Annotated in this window: 22 protein-coding genes; 6 read left to right on the top strand and 16 right to left on the bottom strand. The window is 63.1% G+C overall.

Annotated elements, in window-relative coordinates; all coding sequences use genetic code 11:
* Positions 1-32: 32 nt before the first annotated feature.
* Together DLM46_RS09325 and DLM46_RS09320 are read right to left on the bottom strand one after the other, a co-directional pair.
* On the bottom strand, positions 33-362 hold the full coding sequence (locus tag DLM46_RS09325) for an oxidoreductase-like domain-containing protein (protein WP_115100481.1): 330 nt from the start codon (positions 360-362) through the stop codon (positions 33-35).
* A gap of 99 nt (positions 363-461) precedes the next feature.
* Positions 462-1,229, bottom strand: coding sequence for an SDR family oxidoreductase (locus DLM46_RS09320; RefSeq protein WP_115100623.1), 768 nt, complete (start codon positions 1,227-1,229; stop codon positions 462-464).
* Between the two features lie 261 nt (positions 1,230-1,490).
* On the opposite strand from DLM46_RS09320, the gene DLM46_RS09315 reads away from it, so the two are divergent.
* Positions 1,491-2,360 carry a polysaccharide deacetylase family protein gene (locus DLM46_RS09315; RefSeq protein ID WP_115100480.1) on the top strand — a complete coding sequence of 290 codons (870 nt, stop codon included), beginning with the start codon at positions 1,491-1,493 and terminating at the stop codon, positions 2,358-2,360.
* A 65-nt stretch (positions 2,361-2,425) separates the two neighbouring features.
* Here the strand turns inward: DLM46_RS09315 and DLM46_RS09310 are convergent, their stop codons facing one another.
* The 3 genes from DLM46_RS09310 to DLM46_RS09300 form a co-directional block, all read right to left on the bottom strand.
* On the bottom strand, positions 2,426-3,838 hold the full coding sequence (locus DLM46_RS09310; RefSeq protein WP_115100479.1) for a DUF2252 domain-containing protein: 1,413 nt from the start codon (positions 3,836-3,838) through the stop codon (positions 2,426-2,428).
* Between the two features lie 144 nt (positions 3,839-3,982).
* On the bottom strand, positions 3,983-4,996 hold the full coding sequence (locus DLM46_RS09305) for a hypothetical protein (RefSeq protein WP_115100478.1): 1,014 nt from the start codon (positions 4,994-4,996) through the stop codon (positions 3,983-3,985).
* A gap of 139 nt (positions 4,997-5,135) precedes the next feature.
* Complete coding sequence (locus DLM46_RS09300) at positions 5,136-7,253, bottom strand: D-(-)-3-hydroxybutyrate oligomer hydrolase (RefSeq protein WP_115100477.1); 2,118 nt, start codon at positions 7,251-7,253, stop codon at positions 5,136-5,138.
* 81 nt (positions 7,254-7,334) lie between these two features.
* Between DLM46_RS09300 and DLM46_RS38995 the strand changes: the two genes are divergently transcribed.
* Positions 7,335-7,574 (top strand): hypothetical protein, encoded by a 240-nt coding sequence (locus tag DLM46_RS38995; RefSeq protein ID WP_133300318.1) that lies wholly within the window; start codon positions 7,335-7,337, stop codon positions 7,572-7,574.
* Positions 7,575-8,340: 766 nt separating this feature from the next.
* Here the strand turns inward: DLM46_RS38995 and mctP are convergent.
* Together mctP and DLM46_RS09290 are read right to left on the bottom strand one after the other, a co-directional pair.
* Complete coding sequence (gene mctP / locus DLM46_RS09295; protein WP_115100476.1) at positions 8,341-9,822, bottom strand: monocarboxylate uptake permease MctP; 1,482 nt, start codon at positions 9,820-9,822, stop codon at positions 8,341-8,343.
* Positions 9,819-10,016 carry a DUF3311 domain-containing protein gene (locus DLM46_RS09290; protein ID WP_115100475.1) on the bottom strand — a complete coding sequence of 66 codons (198 nt, stop codon included), beginning with the start codon at positions 10,014-10,016 and terminating at the stop codon, positions 9,819-9,821. Before DLM46_RS09290 ends, mctP begins: the two co-directional genes overlap by 4 nt.
* 475 nt (positions 10,017-10,491) lie before the next feature.
* Between DLM46_RS09290 and DLM46_RS09285 the strand changes: the two genes are divergently transcribed.
* The 3 genes from DLM46_RS09285 (at position 10,492) to DLM46_RS09275 (ending at position 13,167) form a co-directional block, all read left to right on the top strand.
* A complete protein-coding gene (locus DLM46_RS09285) occupies positions 10,492-11,901 on the top strand; it encodes a cache domain-containing protein (RefSeq protein ID WP_115100474.1) in 1,410 nt (469 codons plus the stop codon).
* A gap of 2 nt (positions 11,902-11,903) precedes the next feature.
* Positions 11,904-12,551: a response regulator gene (locus DLM46_RS09280; RefSeq protein ID WP_115100473.1), complete on the top strand. Its 648-nt coding sequence runs from the start codon at positions 11,904-11,906 to the stop codon at positions 12,549-12,551.
* 73 nt (positions 12,552-12,624) lie between these two features.
* Positions 12,625-13,167 carry a hypothetical protein gene (locus DLM46_RS09275; protein ID WP_115100472.1) on the top strand — a complete coding sequence of 181 codons (543 nt, stop codon included), beginning with the start codon at positions 12,625-12,627 and terminating at the stop codon, positions 13,165-13,167.
* A 68-nt stretch (positions 13,168-13,235) separates the two neighbouring features.
* Here the strand turns inward: DLM46_RS09275 and DLM46_RS09270 are convergent, their stop codons facing one another.
* The 9 genes from DLM46_RS09270 to DLM46_RS09230 form a co-directional block, all read right to left on the bottom strand.
* On the bottom strand, positions 13,236-14,462 hold the full coding sequence (locus DLM46_RS09270; RefSeq protein ID WP_115100471.1) for an HlyD/EmrA/EmrK family protein: 1,227 nt from the start codon (positions 14,460-14,462) through the stop codon (positions 13,236-13,238).
* Positions 14,463-15,995, bottom strand: coding sequence for an efflux transporter outer membrane subunit (locus DLM46_RS09265; RefSeq protein WP_115100470.1), 1,533 nt, complete (start codon positions 15,993-15,995; stop codon positions 14,463-14,465).
* 32 nt (positions 15,996-16,027) lie between these two features.
* A complete protein-coding gene (locus DLM46_RS09260; RefSeq protein WP_115100469.1) occupies positions 16,028-17,014 on the bottom strand; it encodes a glycosyltransferase family 2 protein in 987 nt (328 codons plus the stop codon).
* Between the two features lie 11 nt (positions 17,015-17,025).
* Positions 17,026-18,576 carry a DHA2 family efflux MFS transporter permease subunit gene (locus tag DLM46_RS09255; protein ID WP_244306008.1) on the bottom strand — a complete coding sequence of 517 codons (1,551 nt, stop codon included), beginning with the start codon at positions 18,574-18,576 and terminating at the stop codon, positions 17,026-17,028.
* A gap of 44 nt (positions 18,577-18,620) precedes the next feature.
* On the bottom strand, positions 18,621-19,949 hold the full coding sequence (locus tag DLM46_RS09250; RefSeq protein WP_115100468.1) for a glycosyltransferase: 1,329 nt from the start codon (positions 19,947-19,949) through the stop codon (positions 18,621-18,623).
* Positions 19,950-19,959: 10 nt separating this feature from the next.
* Positions 19,960-20,529 carry a methyltransferase family protein gene (locus DLM46_RS09245; RefSeq protein ID WP_115100467.1) on the bottom strand — a complete coding sequence of 190 codons (570 nt, stop codon included), beginning with the start codon at positions 20,527-20,529 and terminating at the stop codon, positions 19,960-19,962.
* The gene (locus DLM46_RS09240) at positions 20,526-21,497 is read right to left on the bottom strand and encodes an alpha/beta fold hydrolase (protein ID WP_115100466.1); all 972 of its coding nucleotides are present in this window, start codon (positions 21,495-21,497) and stop codon (positions 20,526-20,528) included. The genes DLM46_RS09245 and DLM46_RS09240 overlap by 4 nt, the downstream gene beginning before the upstream one ends.
* 616 nt (positions 21,498-22,113) lie before the next feature.
* The gene (locus DLM46_RS09235) at positions 22,114-22,599 is read right to left on the bottom strand and encodes a hypothetical protein (RefSeq protein WP_115100465.1); all 486 of its coding nucleotides are present in this window, start codon (positions 22,597-22,599) and stop codon (positions 22,114-22,116) included.
* Positions 22,600-22,621: 22 nt separating this feature from the next.
* The gene (locus DLM46_RS09230) at positions 22,622-23,446 is read right to left on the bottom strand and encodes an H-NS histone family protein (protein ID WP_115100464.1); all 825 of its coding nucleotides are present in this window, start codon (positions 23,444-23,446) and stop codon (positions 22,622-22,624) included.
* 47 nt (positions 23,447-23,493) lie between these two features.
* On the opposite strand from DLM46_RS09230, the gene DLM46_RS39820 reads away from it, so the two are divergent.
* Positions 23,494-23,910: a hypothetical protein gene (locus tag DLM46_RS39820; RefSeq protein ID WP_208866250.1), complete on the top strand. Its 417-nt coding sequence runs from the start codon at positions 23,494-23,496 to the stop codon at positions 23,908-23,910.
* Positions 23,911-24,265: the final 355 nt, after the last annotated feature.

Genomic DNA, 24,265 nt, shown 5'->3' with positions numbered 1-24,265 from the left:
CTGCGGGCTAGAGGTGAAACGCAAAGCGCCGTTCAGCGGCGCGAGCGCGGCTTGCTCTGACGCGCGTTTTGCCCGTGCAGCGCTTGTTGCTCGTGCTGCGATTGTTGCCCGTGCCGCGCTTTCTGCCCGTGCTGCGCGTTCTGCCCGTGCTGCGCGTTCTGCCCGTGCTGCGCTTTCTGCCCATGCTGAGCTTCTTGCTCGTGCCGCGCCTGCCATTCGGCGAGCGCGGCCTGATAGCGCTCGAGTGCTTCATCGTAAAGATCGAAGACACATGGAATACAGCCGCTATGACAACAATCGTCGAGGTCGGGCTGCACCGGCGGCACCGGCTTCGGGTCGTCCTTGGGCGTGGCTCGGGGCACGGCGAATGGCTTCCGGATGACGGGACGCGCTCAGTATAAGTTGATCTTCCGCGCCGCGCGCGGCGGCGCTTCGCGTTCCACGCCGCCCGGGTCTTGCGGTCAGCCCCGGCCCACGAAAGGCATCTTGCTAGCCATGATCGTCATGAACTGCACGTTCGCCGACAGCGGCAGATCCGCCATATGCAGCACCGCGTCGGCCACGTGCTGCACGTCCATCAGCGGTTCGACAGCGATCTCTCCGTTCGCCTGCGGCACGCCCCGCGCCATCCGCTCGGCCATCTCGGTCGCGGCATTGCCGATGTCGATCTGGCCGCAGACGATGTCGTACTTACGGCCGTCGAGCGAAGCGGCTTTCGTGAGACCCGTGATCGCATGCTTGGTCGCCGTGTAGGCAATGCTGTTCGGCCGTGGCGCGTGCGCCGAGATCGAGCCGTTGTTGATGATGCGGCCGCCGCGCGGCGTCTGCGTTTTCATCAGACCGAACGCGGCGCGCGTGCAGAGAAACACACCGGTGAGATTGGTGTCGACCACCGAACGCCATTCGTCGACATCGAGTTCGTCGATCTCGACGGGCGACCCGTTGCGCCCGGCGTTGTTGAACAGCACGTCGAGCCGGCCGTGCCGCGCGCGAATCGTGTCGAACAGCGCAGCGACGCTGGCGGCATCTGTGACGTCGCAAGCTACGGCGAGCGCATCGCCACCCCACTGTTGCGCTTGCTCGACGACCGTGTCGAGCGCCGCCTGCCGACGGCCGGCAAGCACGACGCTATAGCCGCGTTCCAGCAGCTTCAGCGCACAGGCACGGCCGATGCCGCTGCCCGCGCCCGTCACCAGCGCGACCTTCCTGGTTCCCGTTACTGTGACAATACCTCTCCTCGTTTTGCAGATCGGCCGCGCGAACCTGCCGGACTTCACCACGCGGAACGGACCGGGTGGCTGTCGGTCTGAATACCCGACTGTCGCGAAGCATAACGCCTTTCAACTTGCCTTCATTATTTCCCGCTCCTTATGCAAGCGGGTTTGAAACGGTGCAACGATGGTATCGTTTATCGCTGCGCGTGATGCGCGCAAAGCAATGCCGTCCAAGGACGGAGGAAGGAAAACAGGAAGCACCCGGAAGCACCGTTTATGACTGAATTCTCCTCGCCGCCACAAAACGCGGATAGCGCCGAAGCCGCCGCGCCGCGCCGGCGCTGGCCGCGCACCGGCTATCCCGCGATGCTGAGCGCCACCGCCGCATGGCACGTCGCCGTGCTGGCCGGCTGGCTGTTCGCGCCGTCCGCGTGGCCCTGGTGGCTCGCCGCGATTGTGGCGAATCATGCCATCTTCACAGTGGCCGGCCTGTTGCCGCGCACCTCGCTGCTGGGTCCGAACTGGACGCGGCTGCCCGCCGGCGCGCGCAATGCCGACGCCATTGCACTGACCATCGACGACGGCCCCGACCCGGTTGTCACGCCGCAAGTGCTCGATCTGCTCGACGCCTACGGCGTGCGCGCCACGTTCTTCTGCATCGGCGCAAAAGCGCAGCGCTATCCGGCGCTGACGCGCGAGATCGTCGCGCGCGGCCATGCGCTTGAAAACCATTCACAGGTCCACGTGCACACCTTTTCAGTGACGTTTCCCGGCGCGCTCACGCGTGAGATCGCCGCCGCGCAGCGCACCTTCGAAGAGCTGACGGGCGAGCGGCCCATGTTCTTCCGCGCGCCGGCCGGTTTGCGCAACCTCTTTCTCGAACCCGTGCTGCAGAAGCTCGATTTGCGGCTCGCGGCGTGGACGCGGCGCGGTTTCGATACCCGCGAGCGCGATCCGCAAGTCGTGGCCGAGCGACTGCTGGTCGGCCTCGCCGGGCGCGATATTCTGCTGCTGCACGACGGCAATGCCGCGCTTACCCTCGATGCCAAACCAGTGATACTCGCGGTCCTGCCGCGTGTGATCGACGCGGTGCGCCGCCGGAACTTGCGTTTCGTCACGCTGCGCGAAGCGCATATCGACGCCTGAATAGGGCACCTGCGCGGCACCTGCGGCTCGCAGCCCGGAACGCGGCGAGCCGTATAAAACCGCCGCTACACGCGAAAATCCGCCGCCATGTCTGCATCGCTGCGAGCCTGAAGATCGCCGCTGCGGCAGGCTTTCATGAACGCGTCGTAATCGCGCTCCACCTGGTCCGCGTAAGAGGCCGCGTAGCGGGCGAGCGCTTCCGCGAACTGATCGCTGCGGCCGATATACGCGCTGACTTCGATCGCCTTGCCGCTCGCCTTGGCATGCGCGCGCGCCATGATCCAGCCGCATAGCCGCGCATAGCCTTCCAGCAGGTCGGCGTCGAATAACTCGAGGTTGGCCGACAGTTTCATGTCGCGCAGCTGCCGGAAATAGAAAGGCCGCCCTGCCGGCCCAGTCGCCCAACCGAGGAAGATATCGCTCGCGGCCTGCAACATACGCTGCCCTTGCACGATGCGTTCGCCTTCGTGCTTGATGGCCGGCGACTTGTCGTACTGCGCGATCACCGACGGCCGCGCTTCCTTGATTTGCAGGAACAGCGGCTCGTCCGTGTGATCGACATTCAGTACCACCATGCAGCGCGTCCCCACGCTGCCGATGCCCGCAACCTTGAAGACGAGATCCTGCGCAGTGAAATGGCTCAGCAGGTCACGCCGATCATGCAACATCGTCTTCAGGTACTCGCCCCACATGCGTTCGAGCAGCTTCCGCCAGTTGGCGCTCTTGAACATTTCGGTCTCTTCCGGCGTGAAGAGCGTGTTCGAACCGAGCACGTGGAATAGTGCCGGCGGCGCATCGCGGATCGTCCAGCGATCGCCGTCGCGCTCGGCCATTTTCTCCAGCAAGCTTTCGTGGGTGCGGTTCGCGGCCTTTTCCATGCCGCGCCGCACGGTGCGGCGATGCTCCGGGGCCAGCGCGGTTTCCGCCATCCGGTCGAAGGTGATGCGGTCATACCAGAGTTCGAGCGCCCCGCATTGCGCATATTGCGCCATGCGATCGCGGTATTCGGTGACAGCCGCCATCACCAGATTCTCGGCCGCGCCGCGGCTCAAACGCATGTGCCGCGCAGCGACCACGAGGCTCGCGCTCAGACGTTTCAGGTCCCACTCGAAAGGACCGACCGACACTTCGTCGAAGTCATTCAAATCGAATATGAGTTGCCGCTCGGGCGTGGCGAAACCGCCGAAATTCATCAGATGGCCGTCGCCGCATATCGGCATGGTGAGACCGGTATCGGAGATCTGGCTGAGATCGCTGGCTTGCAGAATCGCGGTGCCGCGAAAGAAGGTGAACGGCGAGACGGCCATGCGCCCATAGCGCAGCGGTATGAGGCTGGCGACACGGCCCTCGCTGCTTTGCTTAAGCAGTTCGATCGGGTTGCGGTTCAGTTCGCCCACCGTGCGATGGCTCGAACGCTTCGAGTGTTCGCGCGCGGCACGGCCACGGGCCTCCCGTTCGGCGATGGTGCTGGCTTTCATGCTCTTCTCCGTCTTTTTTTGCGGATCGTCACGACCGGTTTTAGAAGACTGCTTGAAGACTGCTCGCAGCTAAGCTCGCCTGTTGCTTGTCGCTATTCTGGGGCGCGATCGCAATGATGCCACGACGCCTTTACCACCGCCCTTTTACCATCGATATCCCACTCCGGCAAAAATCACATCCGAATCCCGGTCATAGCGAGTCACGACCCGGTTCCATTCGATCCGTCCATCCCAGTGGTCGGTAAAGCGATATGAGCCCGCGATCGTGACGAGGCCGGAGAACTTGCCGGCGCCCGGACCCGGCGTCAGACTGCCCTCGTATTCGTTGATCGCATAGTATGTGCCGACGCCGAGCGCCAGCGTGACCTTGTCGTTCATAAACGCGCGGGTTGCCCACAACTGGCTGGTGAAACCGTCGCGCCGCGCCACCTTGCTGCTGCCTTCGTGAAGATAGCCGACGGTGACGTCGAGATACTTCGCAAGGCCGAGCCGGTACTCGATCGCGCCACCCAGCGCGGTTGGCGAACTGGTCGAGTTGATGATGGTTTCGCCGGCATACACCGCCACTTCGTTATTCGTGACCTTGTGCGTACTGCCGCTGGCCCAGTCGCGCGGACCGGGTGTGTTCGGAGCGTCGAGCTGATAGCCGACGCCGAACATCACGCTCGTCGCATCCGGCCCGCGCTGCACGTGCACACGGTTCAACTGAAGCTGCGTGATCCATCGGCTCGAGGCGTAGTACGCGGCGCGCACGCTGTAGACCACGCCCCAGCCGTGGGTGTCGGAATAACTCCCGCCTTGCTGGGCTGTCGTCGTATCGAAGTAGCGGTATGGCCCGATGCCGGCTTGCAGGACGAACTGCGGGCTTCCTACTGGAATACGGCCCCAGAGCTGGATCATCTGGCCATCGCGATGATGGTCTGGAATGTGGCCTTCGTTGAGCCAGGTAAAGCTGGCGGCGAAATACTGGCCTAGCCCTTCCTGATAGTTGAACGCCCATGTGTAGGTGTTCGTGCTGCTGGCGCGCGAGCCGCCGCCGAACATCGAGAATTCCTGGGCGTCGCTCGCGCCCGAAGCCAGCAGCAGACACAGACCGGCAACGCAGGGGATAGTCTTGACTATCGGCTGGTTGCCTGAAGCACGTTTCAGATTCAGCATGCGGGCGCCCCTTTAAAGTTATCGTTGCTGTTTGATGTTGTCGGCGGGCGCCGTATGCCCGCCACGCTGCACGCAAGTGGCGTTCCGGCCTGGGATGGGGTTGGCCTCGATACGGGGCAACGCAGCGGGACGCCGCTCCTCAGTTCGGTACGTTCACCGCACCGTTAGTGACCGTGATCGCGTCGGGCCCTGGGCTCGCGGCAATCGCGGGAAGGTTAGCGGTGCTGAGCGGGGGCGCTGCGCCGGCAGTGCCTCCGCGCGGCGTCGTATGAATCACTTGGGAAGGCGGCAACTGCGTGCCGCTCTTCAGATGATTCCACATCAGGTTGAGCGCCTGGAGGTTGTAGTAGTGGACCGGCACGAAACGCGTATCGAAGCCGGCGACACCAAGGAACGCATCGAAATGCTGGCCGTTCGTCACTTCGTAGAACGACAGCTTGCTCGCGCCGCCTTCGGCCAGCTGATTCATCGCCAGATACGGACGCGACGCATGGTTGATCGGTACCAGCGCATCGGCGCGGCCCTGCACGATGATGGCTGGCTTGCCGTGCAGGTTGGCATTCACGCGGATCGCCTCGACACCGCTGGTCAATCCGCCGTTCGTCCACAGTCTGCGCAGACAGGCGGCGCCCGCATAGCTGCCATCCGCGCTCGCCAGGCGATGATCCGCCGCGCCGGATGCGCCCGCGTTGTAGACGAGGTTGATGCCATTGGTCGGCGGCACGCCGTTGCCGGTGCCGAACACCGTGAGCATCGGCGACACCGCCGGCGTGACGCCCGCAGCACCGGTTGAACTCGTGGTGCCGAAGCCGAAGTTGCAGAGGTTATCGGCAACGCTCGACTGCGAGTACGCATTGGCATAGGTCACGGCAACGGCCGGCACTGCCTGAGAGTCCCACATTGGCGCCTGCAGGAGATCGGAATCGGTCTGGTATCCGTTTTGATGCAGCAGCGCCAGCGCATTGGTCGCCTGGGCCGTCACCGTCGTGCCGGCGATGACGCTGTCGGCCGCCAGCGACGCGCATCGCGCGGTGCGAATCGCCGTGGTCGTGGCGAGCGGCAACGCGCTCAGATACGGCGCGCCGGCCGCGGCGGGCGCGAGCGCCGCGCACGGCTGCAACGTATTCGCGAGCGTCATGTAGTCGGCGAGCGGTTTGCCGATTGCACCGACTGGCACGCCGCCCTGGGTCACCGACACTTGCGCGGGCAGCCGCAAATTGATCTGCGGCTCGCCGACCACGACTGCGGTGATCCAGCCGCCGGTGTCCTGTTCGGCTGCGGCAAGCGCCGCGCCGCCGCCGTTGCTCACCGACGCCGCGATGGTCGTGATCGTGCCGTTGGCATAGCGCACGGTTCGCGTCGAGCCGTCGAGCGTGCCGAATGAATCGTTGAGTGCCCAGTACGCGAACTGGATGGCTTGCAGCGTGTTTTTGCCCCAATCCTTTTCCGGATTCTGTTGCGAGTGTGCGTGCTTGAATGCGTAGCGGTTCGGGAAATTGCTGTTGAAGGCAGCGAGTGCGCTGCCGCCAGGATTCGCGGTAAAGATGCTGGTGTTGCCGGCGGTGCCTGCGTCCTGCAAGGTGCCGTCGATGAGCGTGACGAGGTTGGTCGACAGTTCATGCGCGCCGTTGCCGCCGCCCTTGTCGGTGTAGGCGACTGCGCAAGCGCGCTTGAGGCCCCACTCGCCGGCGGCGGAAATTGCGCCGTACACGCCGCGCGACCCTGACGAGGTCGCCGTGACGATGCATGGCTGATCCGGATTGAAGCTTGCCGGGATTTGCACGAGCATGCTGACGTTCAGCTTGCCGCTGCCGTCGTCGGCGAACGCGAGATATTCCTTGCCGGCGATTTTGCCTTCCCCGAGGGTGTCGTTGCCGTTCAGGTCGACATTGGGACCCCAGAAACGCCCGTAGCCGCCGTTTGCCGTCATGTCGACGAGCGCGCGATAGTTCGACCAGATGGCGAGACGCCGGAGTTCGGCGGCGGTGGGTTGTGATGGGTTGGCGATGGTCGGCGCCGTGGCTAATGCCAGACCTGTTTTGCCGAGACCGGCAGTGAGGAGGTCGTCGGTGTTGCCGTCGTAGGACTGGATTTTCACCGGGCTGGTGATGAAGCTCGGGAGGACATTGGTCTGCGGTGTGGTGTTGCCGCCGTTGCCGCCGTGGCAGGAGGTTAGTGCAAGAGCTATTGCTATTGATGCGGCTCGCGCCTGGGTGGTGGGGTTTAGCGCTGCCCTCGCGGGTATCGGTGATGTCATCTCGGTTGTCTCCGCTTTCTTTTTTTGTGGTCCCGCGGTTGGGGCTCCGCTATTGGAGCCCTGCCGGGCGGGAGTCTCTCGATGAATCAGGTTTCCTGGGGGTTGTGCCCTGCCGGGGGCGTGGGAAAGCTTGATGCAAGTTTAGGATGTTTTTTTGCCTGGGCGGCGGTTCTTGTTTCTGTTTGCCTACGGCGATGGTATTTACTTGATTTTTTGCCTTCGCGGGGCTTTCTGGTGGTGCTGCCTGCGGTAGGGTCTTTCCCTGTTCTGGCTTCCTTGGTCTTTCTTTTCCTTATTCCGACGGCGTTGGCCTTTCCTTGATTTCTTTGTGGTCTATTAGCTTTCCCCCTGTGCGGGGGAGCACCTACTTTTCTTTGCCGGCCGCAAAGAAAAGTAGGCAAAAGAAAGCGGCTAGAACCGCTAATTCTGAAGCGGGCACCACGGTCAACCACCGGTAGTGGAAACCTGCCGGACCACACCGTGGTCCATGTGTGCCAGTGACAAGGCAGTCATCCACCCCTTCTCGCGCTGCGCGCTCGCCGGCAAGGTCCATCCCACACCGCTCGCTTCGGTTTTGCCTGGCGCCAGCCATCGGTTTCGCCCCGGCGAGGGGCTGATCTGGAGTGCTATGTTGAGCGGAACTCGGGGGTCATGGAGCGGCGCGCACGCGTGAACTGGCGAGCTACGCCCGGCACACAACGCGGGCGTCAACCGTAGTGATTGGTTGGATGAAGTACCTTTCCGGCGAGCGCGCAGCGCGAGAAGGGGTGGATGACTGCCTTGTCACCACCGCGTGCAGGGGCACGGGCACAGATCAGGTGGCCGCCACTCCCCGTTGATCACCGTGGTGCCCGCTTAAGAATTAGCGGTTCTAGCCGCTTTCTTTTGCCTACTTTTCTTTGCGGCCGGCAAAGAAAAGTAGGTGCTCCCCCGCACAGGGGGAAAGCTAATAGACCACAAAGAAATCAAGGAAAGGCCAACGCCGTGGGCAGCACGAACATAAGCGCCGCGAAGGCAAAAAAACCGCCAAAGCCCACCGCCCTGGGCAGCACAACAACAAGCGCCGCCCAGGCAAAAAAAACAAACCTCAAACAACAGCAACAACTCTCCGAGGAGAAAGAACAGAAACCCCAAAACTAACAACAACATTAGCCACAAGCGCAATCAACCCGATATAAACCGGATAGACAGCGTCACCAAAGTGCAAGGCAAACACCGGCTTGAGCCCTTGAGAAACAGCCATCCCCGTCCCAATCACAATCCCGACGAGCCATCCCAGGAACAACCCCTGCGTGTTCAACCGCCGCGTATACAAGGAAAACACAATAGCAGGAAAGATCTGCAAAATCCAAACCCCACCGAGCAACTGCAAATCAATCGCATACTGCGTAGGCAAAAACACAATAAACAACAGCGCACCGAACTTCACGACCAAAGAAACGATCTTCGCCGTAGAAGCCTCCGCCGCAGGCGTGATATCCGGCGAGACAAGAGGACGCCACAAATTCCGCGTGAACAGATTGGCCGCCCCAATCGACATGATCGCGGCAGGCACCAACGCGCTAATCGCAATCGCCGCCGCCGCAAAACCGACAAACCACGACGGGAACAGCGTGCCGAACAGCGCCGGCACCACGTCCGAAGCCGACTTCACATGCACGCCCGCCGCAATCGCCATATACCCAAGCAACGCAATCAGCCCGAGCAACAACGTATAAGCCGGCAAGAAAATCGCATTCTTACGCACCGTGCCCACGGAAGATGAAGACAACACCGCCGTCATCGTATGCGGATACATGAACGCCGCCAGCGCCGAGCCCAAGGCAAGCGATGCATAAGCAGTGAACTGCGCCGGCTTCAGGATAATGCCGGTTGCGCCGCCCTTGGCCTTGAAAAACGTATCGGCCGCATCGAACACATGCGCGTAGCCGCCAAGCTTCGACGGAATCAGCCACACCGCCGCGATCACGACGATGTAGATCATGATGTCCTTCACGAACGCGATCATCGCCGGCGCCCGCAAGCCGCTGGCATACGTGTACAACGCAAGAATCACGAAGGCGACGATCAACGGCATTTCGCCGCTCACGCCCAAGCCCTTGATCACGACCTGCATGCCCACCAGCTGCAGGGCGATATACGGCATCGTCGCGACAATCCCGGTCAGCGCGACCGCCGCAGGGAACCACTTGCCGCCGTATTCGCCCTGCACATAGTCGGCCGCCGTGATGTGGTCCTTCGCCTTCGCGACTTTCCACAACCTCGGCATGACCGCGAACACGAACGGATAGACGATGATCGTGTACGGCAATGCGAAGAAACCATACGCCCCCACCGAATACACGAGCGCGGGCACCGCGATCACGGTATAGGCGGTGTAGAAGTCGCCGCCCACCAGGAACCACGAAATCACCGTGCCGAACTGGCGGCCTCCCAAACCCCACTCATGCAATTGCGTCAGGTCGCCCCGCTTCCAGCGCGCGGCAAAAAAACCGATCACGGTGACGAGCACAAAAAACGCGATAAAGACGGTCATCGCAACCGGATTCACAGGATTCAGCTCGCTCATTTGACACCTCGATACACGATATAAATCAGCAGCGAGGTCAACGGCACCCACAGGAACTGATACCAGTAGAAGAAAGGAAAGCCGGCGAACGAGGGACGCGTGTCGTTATAGAACGGCAGCCACAACAACGCGATGTACGGCACCAGCAAGATGAGCCAGAGCCATGAACGGGCGGACGGTTGGGAGGTCTCCAAGAACTTCTCCTAGATATGGTCGAAACCGCGTGACATGACTTGTGGTCCGGCACGCGGAAGGCCGGTTGCCTGTTATCAGGCAGGCGGAACCGGAGTCTGCTTGTTGCACAACGCGGGAATGGATTGGGGTGACGGCTCATCCAGCGGGTCGACCGAACATTCATACGAATGCGCAACGACCTCACCGCAGGTCATAGCCGGCTCGCAGGCAAACCACCGGCGTAGCGAAAGCGAACGCCCTCCCCTTGCGACGATGCACGGACTGAGCCTGAAACCGGGTTCATGTGTCTCCTGCTGATTTATAAAAATGCCGGGCTGGGCCGGATTCGCGACAGTGCGGCAGAAGGCGTGCCCGGCCGAAAAGCGCGGCACGCCGTGGGGATGTAGTATTCGCCTTCGTAAGCGTCCTCACAACCGCGCAACTACGTAAGCAGGCTACGTAATACTACGTAGCCCGTCGGCCGTCTTGTCAACGATGAAACTCAAAGCGAAGATCGTCCTGCTGGCTATCGTGCCCTTTCTGGCCGCCATCGCCAGCATCGAAATCGGCGTGCGCCACGAAGCCACCGCGCTCGCCGAAACGCAGCACGCCACGACGCAGGCTGCCTACATGGCCAGCAAGGAAATCGAACTCAAGCACTACGTCGAGCTCGCGACCACCGCGATCGCGCCGCTCTACAACGCCGGCAGCGACAACGCGCGCGACGATGCAATGCTGCGCACCCGCGCGCTCGGCATACTGGAGAAAATGGACTTCGGCCAGGACGGCTACTTCTTCGTCTACGACATGCACGGCCGCACGTTGATGCATCCGCGCGAACCCGATCTGGTCGGACGCGATCTGTGGGCACTGCGCGATCCGCAAGGCACACCGACCATTCAGCAACTGCTCGCCGCCGCCTCGCATGGCGGCGGCTATGTGCGTTACGTGTGGCATCGTCCGTCGACGGGCAAGCTCGCATCCAAACTCGGCTATGTGGTGCCGCTCGAACGCTGGGGCTGGATGATCGGCACCGGCATCTATCTGGACGACGTGGATACGACGCTCGCGCACATTGACCAGCGTGCGGCGGCCAACATCGACCGCACGATGAAGTGGATCGACGCGATCGCGCTAGCAGGCCTCGCCGTGATCGCGTTATGTGCGCTGGTGCTCAACGTCACCGAATACCGCAGCGCCGACGCGAAACTGAAGCGGCTCGCGCAGCAGGTGGTCGAGTCGCAGGAAAACGAACGTGCGCGGCTATCGCGTGAACTGCACGACGGCATCAGTCAGATGATGGTATCGGTCAAGCTGCTGCTCGAATCGGCGCTGGCGCGTTTCGAGCGCAGCGAGGTGCGCGTGCCCGCGGCGGAAGCCGCGCTATCGACCAGTCTCGCGCGGCTCGGCGATACGCTGCGCGAAGTGCGCCGCATTTCCCATGCGCTGCGTCCGTCGATGCTCGACGACCTCGGCGTAGCGGCCGCACTGGAGCAACTCACGCGAGAGCTGGGCGACGAGTCGGGTATCGCGATCGGCTTCACGCAGGTTACCCATACGAACGCCGCGGCATTGCCGGACGCCGTCAACACCGTCCTGTTCCGTATCGCGCAGGAAGCGCTGACGAACATCGTGCGGCACGCACGGGCGTCGAGAGCAGCGCTCATGCTGGAAGTATCGAGCGAGGCCGTCACGCTGTCGATCTCCGACAATGGGCGCGGTTTCGACGTGACGCACGCGTTCGTCGGCCCGCGCGCCGGCGTCGGACTGCGCAATATGCGCGAGCGTCTGGAGGCGCTGGGCGGCAAACTCTCCCTCTGCTCGCAAACCGGCCACACGATCGTCACCGCACGTGTGCCGTTGGGAACACACGAGCCGCATTCGCCGGCCTTGCAGGAACACTGACCATGAACGACACCTCACCCGCCGTCGCACGCCTGATCCTGATCGACGATCATCCGCTCGTGCGCGACGGTTTACGAGCCCGGCTCGAAGCGGTGCGCAACCTCGAAATCGTCGGCGAAGCGGGCAATGCACAGGAAGCGCTCGCGCTCGCCGCCAGCCACGAACCTCATCTCGTGCTGATGGATGTCGGCATGAACGGCATGAACGGCATCGCGCTAGCGGGCATGTTTCATGAGCGCTTCCCGGCGATTCGCGTGCTGATGCTGTCGATGCACGACAACCTCGAATACGTGACCCAGGCAGTGCGGGCGGGCGCGAGCGGCTACGTGCTGAAGGACTCGCCCGCCACTGAAATCATCCAGGCGATCGGCGCGGTGCTGGAGGGCAAGACGTTTTTTAGCGCAGGGCTTGGCGCGCGTCTGATTCAGGCGTCGGCGACGCAATCGCCGATTGAACGGCTCACCCCGCGCGAACGCGATATCCTCGACGCACTCGCGGAAGGTCTGTCGAGCAAACAGATCGCTCAACGCAATGACCTGTCCGTGCGCACCGTGGAGACGCACAGGCTGAATCTGAAGCGTAAGCTCGATATCGAAGGCCAGGCCGAGTTGATCAAGTTCGCCGTCGAGAATCGGCGCAAGCGCGGATGAGTTGGCAATCAGAGGCGGTTGCACCGACCTTGATTCGTGACGCCCGGCGCGCTCAGAACCCGGAGACGAAGAAATGAAACAGCCGATCCGCCGCACGCTGACCAGTCTGCTGATCTGCGTGCTCACGTGCCACGCTCACGCTGAAGATCAGCGCGTCAACCGTGGCCACGATCCGTTTTTCCAGATCTCCAAAGCGATCAGCGGATGCCCGGTGCCGTTAGGCCCGCTCGAAACCGAACAGGAATGGCTGGACGACAGCCATTACCGGATCGAGCGCGGCAACAGTTGCTGGGTGGAAGGCCGCTGCCGTTTGTCGAACGCGTATCTCTACGACGCCGAAATCACCGAGGCGGTTCAGCGACGTCTCGCCAACATCGGCTACGCCACTCATTGGCGCGAACAGTCGACGCTGTGGCTCACGCTGCAACGCCGCTTCATTTACGTACAGGGCTGCGTTGCACCCGGCTTCGACAAGAAAACGTTTCTGGCGGAACTCGAGAAAACCGCGGACGTCGAGCGCGTGATCGACGACACGACCACGAATCCGCACGCGGCGCAATTACCGTACAAAACGCTGGCGGACCCGGACAAGCCGGTGAGGGATCCCGGCAACTAGGCAACTTGCGCCGGGACATCGCGGTGATATCGTTCGGAAATCAGCACCTGTCCAGGCAACGCCGACTTCTAACTGTCACCGGCACGGTCACTGTTTTCCCGGATAATCTTCGCAATCAACGCATCGGCGTCGCGCGAGACATTGTCGTGCACGCGAGTACTTTGCGCGGCCACCACCGTATCGTTGCCGATCAGATGACCGCTGCGCACGTGCGTATCGACCGACACCTGCATCGACAGACCAAGCCGCAGCGGATGCGCGGCGAGTTCGGCGGGGTCGAGCGAAATCACGATCGGCACACGCTGGACGACCTTGATCCAGTTACCGGCCGCGTTCTGCGACGGCAGCATGGAAAACGCGCTGCCGGTGCCCGCTGAAAATCCTTCGACGCGGCCGCGATACACCACCTGCGAGCCGTACACATCCGAGACGATGCGCACCGACTGCCCCACGCGCATGCTGCGAATCTGCCCTTCCTTGAAATTGGCCTCGACCCACAGACGTTCGAGCGGAATGATCGACATCAGCGCGAGACCCGGACCGACCTGCTGGCCGATCTGCACCGAGCGTTGTCCAACCGTGCCGTCGACGGGAGACACGATGGTCGCGCGTTGCAGGTTGCGATACGCGAGCCGCAGTTGCGCGGCTGCTTGCAGCACCGGCGGACTGGCCTCGACCGGGAACTTGCCGCCGAGCGCGCGCGCGGCGGCAAGTTGGACCTGCGCCGAGGCGAGATTCGCTTGCGCCACCGCCACCGCTTCACGAGCGCGCGCCAATTCTTCCGGCGACACGACTTCCACCGACGCATGGTCGCGCGCCGCCAGCGCGCGTTGAGCGAGCGCGAGTTCCGCGCGGCGCGCGTCGATCGATTGCACGTAGAGCTTGCGCGAGATCGTCGCGTTCGCGACCTGGCGCACGGCCAGCGTCAGTTGCGCTCGCGCCTGCGCGAACGCGGCGGCGGCTTCGGCGTCGTCGAGTTTCACGAGCGGCTGACCCGCGCGCACCTGCCGCGTGTTCTCCACCAGGATATCGGTGACGGTGCCGGGAATCTGCGCAGCGATCTGCACGATATTGCCCGCGACGTACGCATCGTCGGTCTCCTCGTAGAAGCGCGCGCTCAGGCTCCAATACGTCAGCCACGCCGCGCCGGCGAGCGCGGCCACGCCGAAGAAGACGGCGAAGCGGCGCCGGCGCGCCGCCCGTTTGAGCTCGTGCGCGCCGCTCGCCACACTTGCCGCGCTGGCCTGTTCCTGCGTCCAGCCGGCGGCATGCTGTGCCTGTTTATCGTTGTGCATTCAATCGAAGTGCGTATCCGTGATGCGTGCGTGAGAGAAAAAGGCCGGCTGAAAATGCGAGATCGGCGCGCCGGCCACCTTGCGTTCGTCGAAGCCGCCGCCCAGCGCGCCGACCAGCGCGACCTGCAACAGCCGGCGGCGCCCCTGCAAATCGACTTGTTGCGCGCGTTCGTCGAGTAACGACAGATCAGCCAGCGTCACGTCCTTCTGCATGCCGATGCCGCGCCGGTGGCGCTCCTCGGCAATCGCGACGATGCGCGAAGCGGCCTGCACTGCGCGCGTCTGCTCGACGGCGAGCGTATCGACCGTGCGTAACGAGGTGAGCTGGCGCGCGACCTCGCCGAGCGCCTCGTCGATCGTCTTGTTGTAGAGGCTCACCGCCGCGTCGACATTGGCGTAATCGCCGCCCAGTTGCGCGCGCAAGCGGGTCCGGTCGAACACCGGCAATGAGATCGCAGGTCCGACCGAACCGGTCATCGCGGCGCGCGTGAACAGCGCGGCGGGCGTCAAGGCGGTCAGCCCCGCAAAGGCCACCAGATTCACGTCCGGATAGAACTGCGCGCGTGTCGCGTCGACGTTGGCAAGCGCCGCTTCGGCCCGCAAGCGCGCCGCCACGATGTCGGGCCGGCGGCCCAGCAGATCGACCGGCAGTTGTGCGGGCATCGGCGCGTCGGCAGCCGCGGCAAGCTGCGGGCGACGCAGCGACAAACCACGCTCCGCTCCGCGTCCGGTCAGCACGCCGAGCTGCAGTTCGGTCAGCTTGATGCGCTCGTCGTTGAGCGCCTGCTGCGAGGCGAGGCGGCTTTGCTTGAGCGTGGCGTCGGCCGCGTCGTAGGCGTTGTCGAGCCCGCGCGCGCCGCGCTCGCGCAGCACCGCGTCCACCCTCTCCGCGGCCTGCTGCTTCTGCCGCAAAATGTCCTGCATCGCAATGGCACGGTCGAGCTCGCAGTAAAGCGACACCAGCGCGACCGTCAGCGTGAGGCGCGCCTGCTCGGCGTCGATTCGCGTCGCGTCGCGGGTGGACAGCAGGCTGCGGGTCAGCGCGGCGTTCTTGCCCCACAGGTCGAGCTGGTAGCTCAAGCCCGCAAACAAGGCGGCCGGCGACACAACCGGATCGCTGAACAACTGCACCGGAATCTGCTGGCCGCCGACCGACACGTTGGCGGCGTCGACAGGCTGCGGCAAGCGGGCCTTGCTCACGGTCGCCCCCGCCGTGCCGGTGAGACCGGTCAGCGACGAGAACTGTTCGAGTTGCGCCTGGGCAGCGCCCACTCTCGCCCTGGCGATCTGCAGGTCGGGATTGTTCTGCAACGCCTCGGCGACCAGTTCGTCCAGCTGCGGGTCGCGATAGCGCTTGACCCAATCGGGCGCGGGCCATGCGCCGTCCGCGCCTGCGCCGACGGTTTGCGACAGCGTATCGGCGGACGGCTTGATCGGCTTCACGTTCGCGTACAGACCGGCATCGCTGACGCAGCCGGTCAACGCCGCGGCAATCAGCAGCGGCGGCCCGCTGCGTCGCACGAGGGATCGCATGAGGGATCGCACGAGGGATCGCATGCAACGCATCATGAGTGCCGCGTGCGTGGCATGGCGCTTTCCGCTCCCGCGGGCGCCGTCACCGCGCTCAGCCGGGCCGTTTTGGCGGCTAGCCGCGGACGCGTCTGCGCAAGCGGCCCCATGCGGCCGAACAGGCCATCCCAAACGCCCAGCGCAATCGCGTTGAGCTTGGCCAGCTTGTCCTTCTCCAGCAACACGATCTGGACGATCTGCCAGAGCGTCAGCACATTCGGCACGACGGCGACCGGCAACCGCAGTCCATACTGCAGCGCCAACTGCATCGCATTGCGCGCACTGTAATAGCGCCGGAAGCCCGGATGATTCATGGTGGTCAACTCGATGGAGCCCAATTTGTGACGGCGCCGCGTGCCGATCCGATGCAGCAGGATCAGCGACGGCACCACATACAGCGGCACATTGCGCAGCAGTGCGCGCAGGCAGTACTCGGTATCGACGTGATCGATGAAAAGCCCTTCGTCGAAACGGCCCAGCCGCGCGTACGCTGCGCGGGAAATCACACAGCCCGAGGAGATCAGAAAGGCACAGCGCTGCAGTGCCGCGTTCGTCTGGATATCCAGACGCTCGACCGCCAAACCACTGGTGTTCAGTTCGGGCAGGAAGCGTTGATCGTTTTCATCGAAGATACGCGGCCCCGCCATGAACGCCTGGCCGCTCAGCGCCTCGCACCGGTCGCGCATCACCGCGAAGTAGCCGGAGGGCGCCTCCGAATCCTGATCGAACAGCGCAACCGCGTCCACACCCGCCTCGAATAGCGCGCTCAAGCCGCAGTTGAATGCGCCGGCAATGCCGTTGCGATTGCCGTGATGCAGCAGCGGGACGCCCGCGTCGCCCAGCATCATCGCGGCGCGCCCGTCCGGCAGCGGCGAGTTGTCGACCACCAGCACGCGGTCGCACTCTGACGCCATTGCCGCGGCTCGCGCGATCTGCTCTTCGCTCGGATGAAACAGAATGACCAGTGCGCCCAGGATCGTCATCGGTAGCCCCCTCAGTGACCTAAGGTCATCGCCGCGCCGCGTTTCGGGCGGGTCAGCCACATCATTGCGGCGAGCACGAGGCAGGTGATGCTTGCCATGTAGAACATGTCGCCGGTCGCCATCATGTACGCCTGTTGCTGCACGATGTGATGCAAGGCGCTGAACTCACGCGCGCCGTCGATACCCATGCCGTGCAGCCCCTGTACGAAACGCTGCGTATTGCCGGACGATTTCGTCACCGACTGCGCGACGACGTCGTAGTGATACAGCGCGCGGTTGTCCCAGAGCGTCACGCTCATCGCCGTGCCGAACGCCGCCGACAACGTGCGCAAGAAGTTCGACAGACTGGAGGCCGCCGCGAGCTTGTCGTCCGATACGCGCGAGAGCGTCGCCGCGGTCAGCGGAATGAAGAAGCACGGCAAGCCGATTCCCTGAATCAAACCCGGCGTGATGATCTGCGTGAAGGTCATCGTCAGCGTGAAGTGCGCGTCCCACCACAGCACGGCCGCGAACACGAGAAACCCGAATGTCGCGAGCACGCGCGCATCGAAGCGCGCCGCATGGATGCCGACCAGAATCGAGAACACCAGTGCGAGCACGCCGAGCGGCGCCGTGGCGAGCCCGGCCTGATACGCGGTGTAGCCCATCACCGCTTGCAGCCACAGTGGAAAGATCACACCCACCACCGAGAAGCTCATCATGCCGAGCGAAATGATCAGCACGCAGAACGAAAACGTGCGGTCGCAAAACAGGCTCAAATCGATCACCGGATGACGTTCGCCCGCCTCCCAGATCAGCAGCGACACGATCGCCAGCAGCGCCACGATCGCCAGTGTCAGGATCAAGGGCGAATCGAACCAGCCGCGGTCGTGACCGAGGTCGAGCACCGCCTGCAGCGAACCGACACCCACCACCAGCAGCGCGATGCCGGGCAGATCGATCGGCGCGGCCCTGGCGCCGCGCGTTTCGTTGGGGTCCGGGCGCAACAGCGTCGTGCACACTGCGAACGAGAACATGCCGATCGGCAAGTTGATCAGAAAGATCCACGGCCACGAAAAATTGTCGATGATCCAGCCGCCGACCACCGGTCCGAAGATCGGCGCGAGCAGCACGGTCATCGCCCACAGCGCGAGCGCTATCACGCGCTTGTCTGGCGGAAAGGTGCGCAACAGGATGGTTTGCGAGAGCGGCACCATCGGCCCCGAAAAAAGTCCTTGCAACGCGCGGCATATCACCAGCACGTGAAAATCGCCGGCCACGCCGCATAGCAGCGACGTCAACGTGAACAGGATCACCGCGCCGAGGAACAGGCGCGTTTCGCCGAGCCGCCGCGATAGCCAGCCGGTCAGCGGCACGGCGATGGCGGCGGCTACGGAGTACGAGCTGATCACCCACGTGCCCTGACTGTTGGAGACGCCGAGGCCGCCGGAGATCGCCGGCACCGCGACGTTGGTCACCGTCGAATCCAGCACTTCGATAAACGTCGCCAACGACAACGCGAACGTCAGCAACGCGAGCTGCGCGCCACGCATTCCAAGGGTGCCGGATGTGCTTGTATGCATCCCCGGTTCCAGCGCGGCGCCGTCCGGCATGGGCGTCGCCGCGCTCATGCGCTCAACCCACTATCCACCAGCACGGGTGCCAGCGTGCGGCGAATGTCTTGCGAGCGCGCGCCGCTGCGCATGAATCCTTCGATATAGCGCGCGGCGGCATCGCAGCCATCCGGCGACGACGCCAGCCGGTCCTGCATGCGGCCGCACTGAACCGCGATCGACGGGTTGCCGAGCACATGATTCAGCGCGCGCGCCAACGCCGGTGCCTGCACCGGTCCGTCGAGCCGAACGCCGCAACCACTCGCGACGACGCGCTGCGCATTGTCGAACTGATCGTGCGCGAACGGCGTCACGATTTGCGGAATGCCGGCGGCATACGCAAGCGCCGCGGTGCCGATGCCGCCGTGATGCACCAGTGCGCGGCAGCGCGGCAACAGCGTCTGGAGCGGCACATAGCGGCGCATGAGCAGCATGGATTGCGGATTGTCCTGGGTGGCGAGCGCTTCGGCAGGCGGCGCATCCGGGGTCAACAGGATGCCGCGCAAACCGCTCTCCTTCAGCACCGTGCTCACCGCTTGCGCGTAGCGCGCGTGATCGATCAGCGTGGAGCCCGCCGTGAACACCACCGGCCGCTCGCCCGTCGCGACGAAGGCGTCGAGTTGCGGATCGGCTGCTTGCACGACCGTGTCGTTGAAGCGTGGAAAGCCGCTCAACCGGTGCGGTACCGGCCAATCCCGCTGCGCTTGCGCGAACCATTCGGGGAAGAGGCAGAGCACGCCGTCGGTCGAATGCAGCCACTTGCCGAAGATACGCCTCGCCGGTGCAAGTCCGAGTTGCGCGCGCAGCGCATTCAGCGCCGGTCCGCACACCTTGTCGAGTGCGTATCGCTCGATCAGCCGCATCAACGCCACCTTCACGCCTAGCGGCAAGCTGCGTGGAATGGTCAGCCGCGGATGGGTTGGCGGAGCGTACGCGGACAGCAAGGTGGACGGCGACACCTGCACCGACACCAGCGGCACGCGATACAACTCCTGCATCAGCCGCGCGGAAAAAGCCCACAGCGTGCCCACCAGCACGGTGTCGTCGTGAGTCAATGCGGCGAGCGTGTCGAAATGCGGACGCAACGTCGGCGCAATCACGGCCCACAGCGTGCGAAACGACGTACGCGGATGCCATAGCGCCGGATTCGCCATCGCGGCGGCATATTCAGCCGCGGTGCCGATCGGCACAAACTCGAACCCCTGGCGCGTGGCCGCCTCCGCGAACGGCGCATGGCTGCAGAACACGATCTCGTGCCCGCGCGCCGCCAGCGCCGCGCCGATGCCGAGCAACGGATGCACGTCGCCCGCCGAGCCGATCGCGGTGATGATGACTCTCGTCATGCCGGGCCGCTCAGAAAACGCCGGGAATCAACGCGGCGACGTCGCGGCGATACTGCGCATACGCGCCGCCGAAGTAGCCGGTCAACCAGCTCTCCTCGACCCGCACCTTGTACGCCAGCGACGCGAAAATCAGCAGCAGGCCAACCCCGCCGCGCCATTGCGCGCCGATCAGCACCGCGCCCGCCAGCGCCAGCAGGCAACCGGTATAGATCGGGTGCCGCACGAGCCCGTACGGCCCGCTGCGCACCAGTTCGTGCCCTTCCTTCAGCGTGACCGACACGCTCCAGTTGGTGCCGAGGTGCAGCCTCGCCCACACGGAAAACGCGAGGCCGGCCAGCAGTACGGCGAGGCCGGCGAACTGCAGCGGCCCGATCGTTTGCAGATCGATGGACCACGCCGCTGCGCTCAGGTCCGGCAGGATGATCAGCGCGCCGCCTACGATCAACGGAATCGACTGCAATGTGCGCGACATCGACGCCTCTTTACGCGTGGTCTCCTTGACCCGGTTCGACGTGGCGATCCAATACGCCAGCCACAAGACCCAGGGTACGACGATGGCAATGCTCTGAGCGATATTCACGGTGTTTCGACCTGTTGGAGCGAGTGATCGGCGGTGGAATGCAACGCGATGTCCATGATGGCGTGCTGCGGCACCGGCAACAGCGGCGGGCGCGCGTTCAGCGTGTCGAGGCAGCCGGGCGGGTGGCCTGCCGGCTGCACCTGGGCGGCACCGAAGTAATCGAGAATCGCCGTGCGAACCTGCCGCAGCGCGGGTCGTCCTTCGAGATCCAGGAAGTGACCGGCCTGTTCGATGGTGGTGAACTCCGCGCGCTTCAGATGCGCGCTCAGCGAGCGGGCGTCCTCCGGCGTGGTGTATTCGTCGAGCTCGCCGTTGATGAACTTCAGCCCGCAGTCGATATTGCGGAATTCGTGCAGATAGTGCTCGGGGCGAATCGCCAGAATCTGGTCGACGTGAAACGCCACCTGGTCCTGCTCGTCGCGCGGCAGCGTCGACAGGTAGCGGTAGTTGTAGAGCTTCATGATGCGCGGCAAATGACGGCCCACGGTATCGTTGAGCAGTTGCGCGGCCTTCAGATTGTCACCGGCGGCGATGTGGTCCCGCGCGGCGGTCACGTACGCGGTCATCGCTTGATTGAGCCGTGGCGAGAACGACGCGATCACGGCGCGCCTGACGCTGGTGCGCGCCCGCGAGAGCGCCAGCAGCGACGCCACCCCGCCCCACGATACCGACAACAGAAAACCCGGTTCGAATATGCCTATTAGATGCAGAAGAATGTCGACTTCATCGTCTTTAGTCAGAATGAAGTCGCAAACGTTATGAGCTTTCGATTGCCCTGCATAAGGTAAATCGAAACAAATTGGGTTATAGCGTTCGCCGAGGTATTTGATTGTCTGTCCGAACGACGCAGTGGTAGCCAGCGCACCGTTGATCAGAATGACGCTCTCGAAGGCCGGATCGAATACGTGACGTTCAACGTAGACTTTCAGGCCCGCTGGTAGCGGAACAAGGAGTTTTTCGATGGGCATGGCGGATTCGCATGCACTTGCGCGAAGCAAATGCGTACTGATACCGCGCCCGCCAATGCGGACGCCTTGCGGCCGTACTACCGGGGATCAGGCCCATGCGATTTGCCTTTGCGCCGGCAAATCCGATCCGCGACGACCGCTGCTACACCAGGGCACGGCTCACTCAACGCGATACGTGCCCGCTCTTCACGCCACGCGCCTGAATTCAGACACGCTGCGCTCGAGCGTTTGATGCCTCGTGGTATTTCTTATAGAAGTATTTCGAAAGCGTGGTTTCAACCGCTGTCGCACGCTATTCGTTGACCGCAGTCTGCCATTGCTGCGTGAAGACTAGATGTCAATATACGGCCATGGAATGTTTTTTAACACATATCAAAAATAATTCCAAAAAAAATCCTTGAGGATGCATTCAGAAATCCTTGAGGATGCATTCAGCATTGAAATGGATATTCTCCATTCGATGCAATCCATATTGAGCAGCGCGGTGATTGCGTGGAAGCCGAGATGAGTGGGTCGGCCATCGCATCGGTGTCGTGTATCCGGCAGCGCCCGAAACAGCGCAAAAGCTTTCGGGCGATGCCGGCGCGCGGGAAAGAAACGGTAAGGGTCGATGCCGCTAGCGGACCAGCGAAAAGGCTTCCCTGCTGGCAATTTCAGCCGCGCCAAATACGCCGACCACCGTGCAGTCCGACGCCACGCATTCGAACGTCGAGTCCCGAAACGTGATCACGAAATGGCGTCGCACGGGCTCCGCAGAGACTACGGCCGAAATCTCAGCGGCCAGCGACGAATTCGTCACTTCGTGAACCGAATAGGCATTCAAACCGTGTGATGCAAGCGGATGAATGTCGAGATCGTCGTCGCCGGGTGGCCCGAGTCGATGAAAGACCGCGTCTGGAAATAGCACTGCGCAGAACGGATCGTCGTCGGAATCGAAGGGGCCGAACCGTTCGAAGTCGGATTCCGCAATTGGATACGACACGATCAGGCGCCGGTCGCTGGCGACAATGAACGGCTCGGCGGCATCGGCGGCCGGATGAGGAACAGCGTCCAGCAGGACGACCTGGTCTTCCTGCTGGTGTGATTCGAGCGTGCTAGTCATCTACTTCGCGACTCCGCTGCGCTCACGCGCCCGTCTGCGCCGTCGAGGTTGCCGGCGCCGCAGTCGTGGCCGCGCCCGCATTGCCCTCACTACGCGCCTTGCGGCCCGGGGCTTTTTTTGCCGCCCTGCCCGCTGTTGCGGTCTTCGTTGCGGTCTTCCTCGCAGCCGGCTTTGCAGCGCCTTTCTTTGCCGCTACTTTCTTCGCCGCCGCAGCGGTTTTCTTCGCCACTGTTTTGGAGACGGTGGCCTTTTTCGCTGTCGCGCCTTTTTTGGCTGCCGCCTTCGTGCTGACCGTGCCGCTGGTTGCCGCGGTGCTGTCGATCAGAAACTTGCTGCGGTCTCTCGCCGCCGAGAGCCAGGCCGGCGCCGGACCGCGTCCACTCCAGGTCGCACCGGTTTTCGGGTCGCGGTACTTGGGCGGCTGTTTGCCTTTAGGTTGCCCTTTGCGGCCGGCAGCGGCGCGCGTGACCGAAGCCTTGACAGCAGACTTCTGCTCGCTGGCGCCCTCGACCAGAAATGGAGTGCGGTCTTTCACGCCGGCAATCCAACCCGGCGCACGCCCGTGACCGGTCCAGGTCGCGCCGGTTTTGTCGTCGCGATACTTGGGCAGCTTATTGCCATTTGCTTTGGCAGCGGCTTTTGCCTTTCCATTCGCATGGCGGCCATGCAAGGCATTCGCGTCGCGTTTCGCCTTGGCCTTTGCTTCGATATCTGCGGTAGTCAGACCATGCTTGAGCATCAGATCGCGAATCTGGTCGACCGCGAGTTGTGCCTTCCTGGCGATAAGCACGTCGGCTTGCGCCTGGAGCTTCTTAAGCTTGGCCTGGATTTGCTCTAACGTGGGCATTTGATTGCTCCTTATGTGGTAATCGACCGAACTATGCCACGATTGGCATGAGAAAGGCAGATCCGGTCAGCTCAAAAGAGATCGGCTTGAGGTCATTACGCATCCAGTGGAGTACGAACCTTTCAAGGCCACTACTCAATTTCCGCGTTCTTTTGCCTTTCCATTCACTCGCCGGCCGCTCACGTCGGCGTAAAAACGACGGCCTGGCGGTCGGCAATGTACCTCACGCTGCGCATGAACCGGTACTGTTGATCATCCGCGGTTATCCGGTTGAGACCCAGTTGCGTCAATGCCAGCATTTCCTCTGCCTGAAAGGCGGGCACTACGCCGTGATCCGTCAAATCTTCAAATGCCCCGGACGGGTTGCCGACATAAACGCCGCGCACCTCAGTGCCAATTCGCATCAGTACCACGCTTTCGCCTTCGTCGAGCGCCAGTTCGAGATAGCCGGCAAGCGTTCGTAACGACTCCGGCGTGCAAGTCTGGGACCGATAAATCGCAGCGTTCGTTGGCGTCATTTCCAATTCCCCGTCGTACCTATCATCAGAAGCAGGTCACTGCACATTACAGCAATAGTCGCTTCTACTATAGGCAAGCATCCAGAGATTCAAAGCCTGTCCGGCTATTTTTTTAACTTGCTAGTGCAACTGCGCACCCGCCGGCCTTGAAAAAAGACGAAACGCGATAACCAGGCCTTGCCGTTGCTATTGCCGCTACCGTGACCGGCACATCGGGGTATTGAGCTTCGCCCACTCCCCGGTAACTCCGCGTTACCAATCTCGCAGAGCTGTTTCACCTGTGTCCGCATCGCTCTCCTAC

The organism is Paraburkholderia lacunae (assembly GCF_003353175.1).
Lineage (GTDB): Bacteria > Pseudomonadota > Gammaproteobacteria > Burkholderiales > Burkholderiaceae > Paraburkholderia > Paraburkholderia lacunae.
Note: the sequence above shows the minus strand (reverse complement) of the source record. Positions and strands in the feature narration are given on the sequence as shown.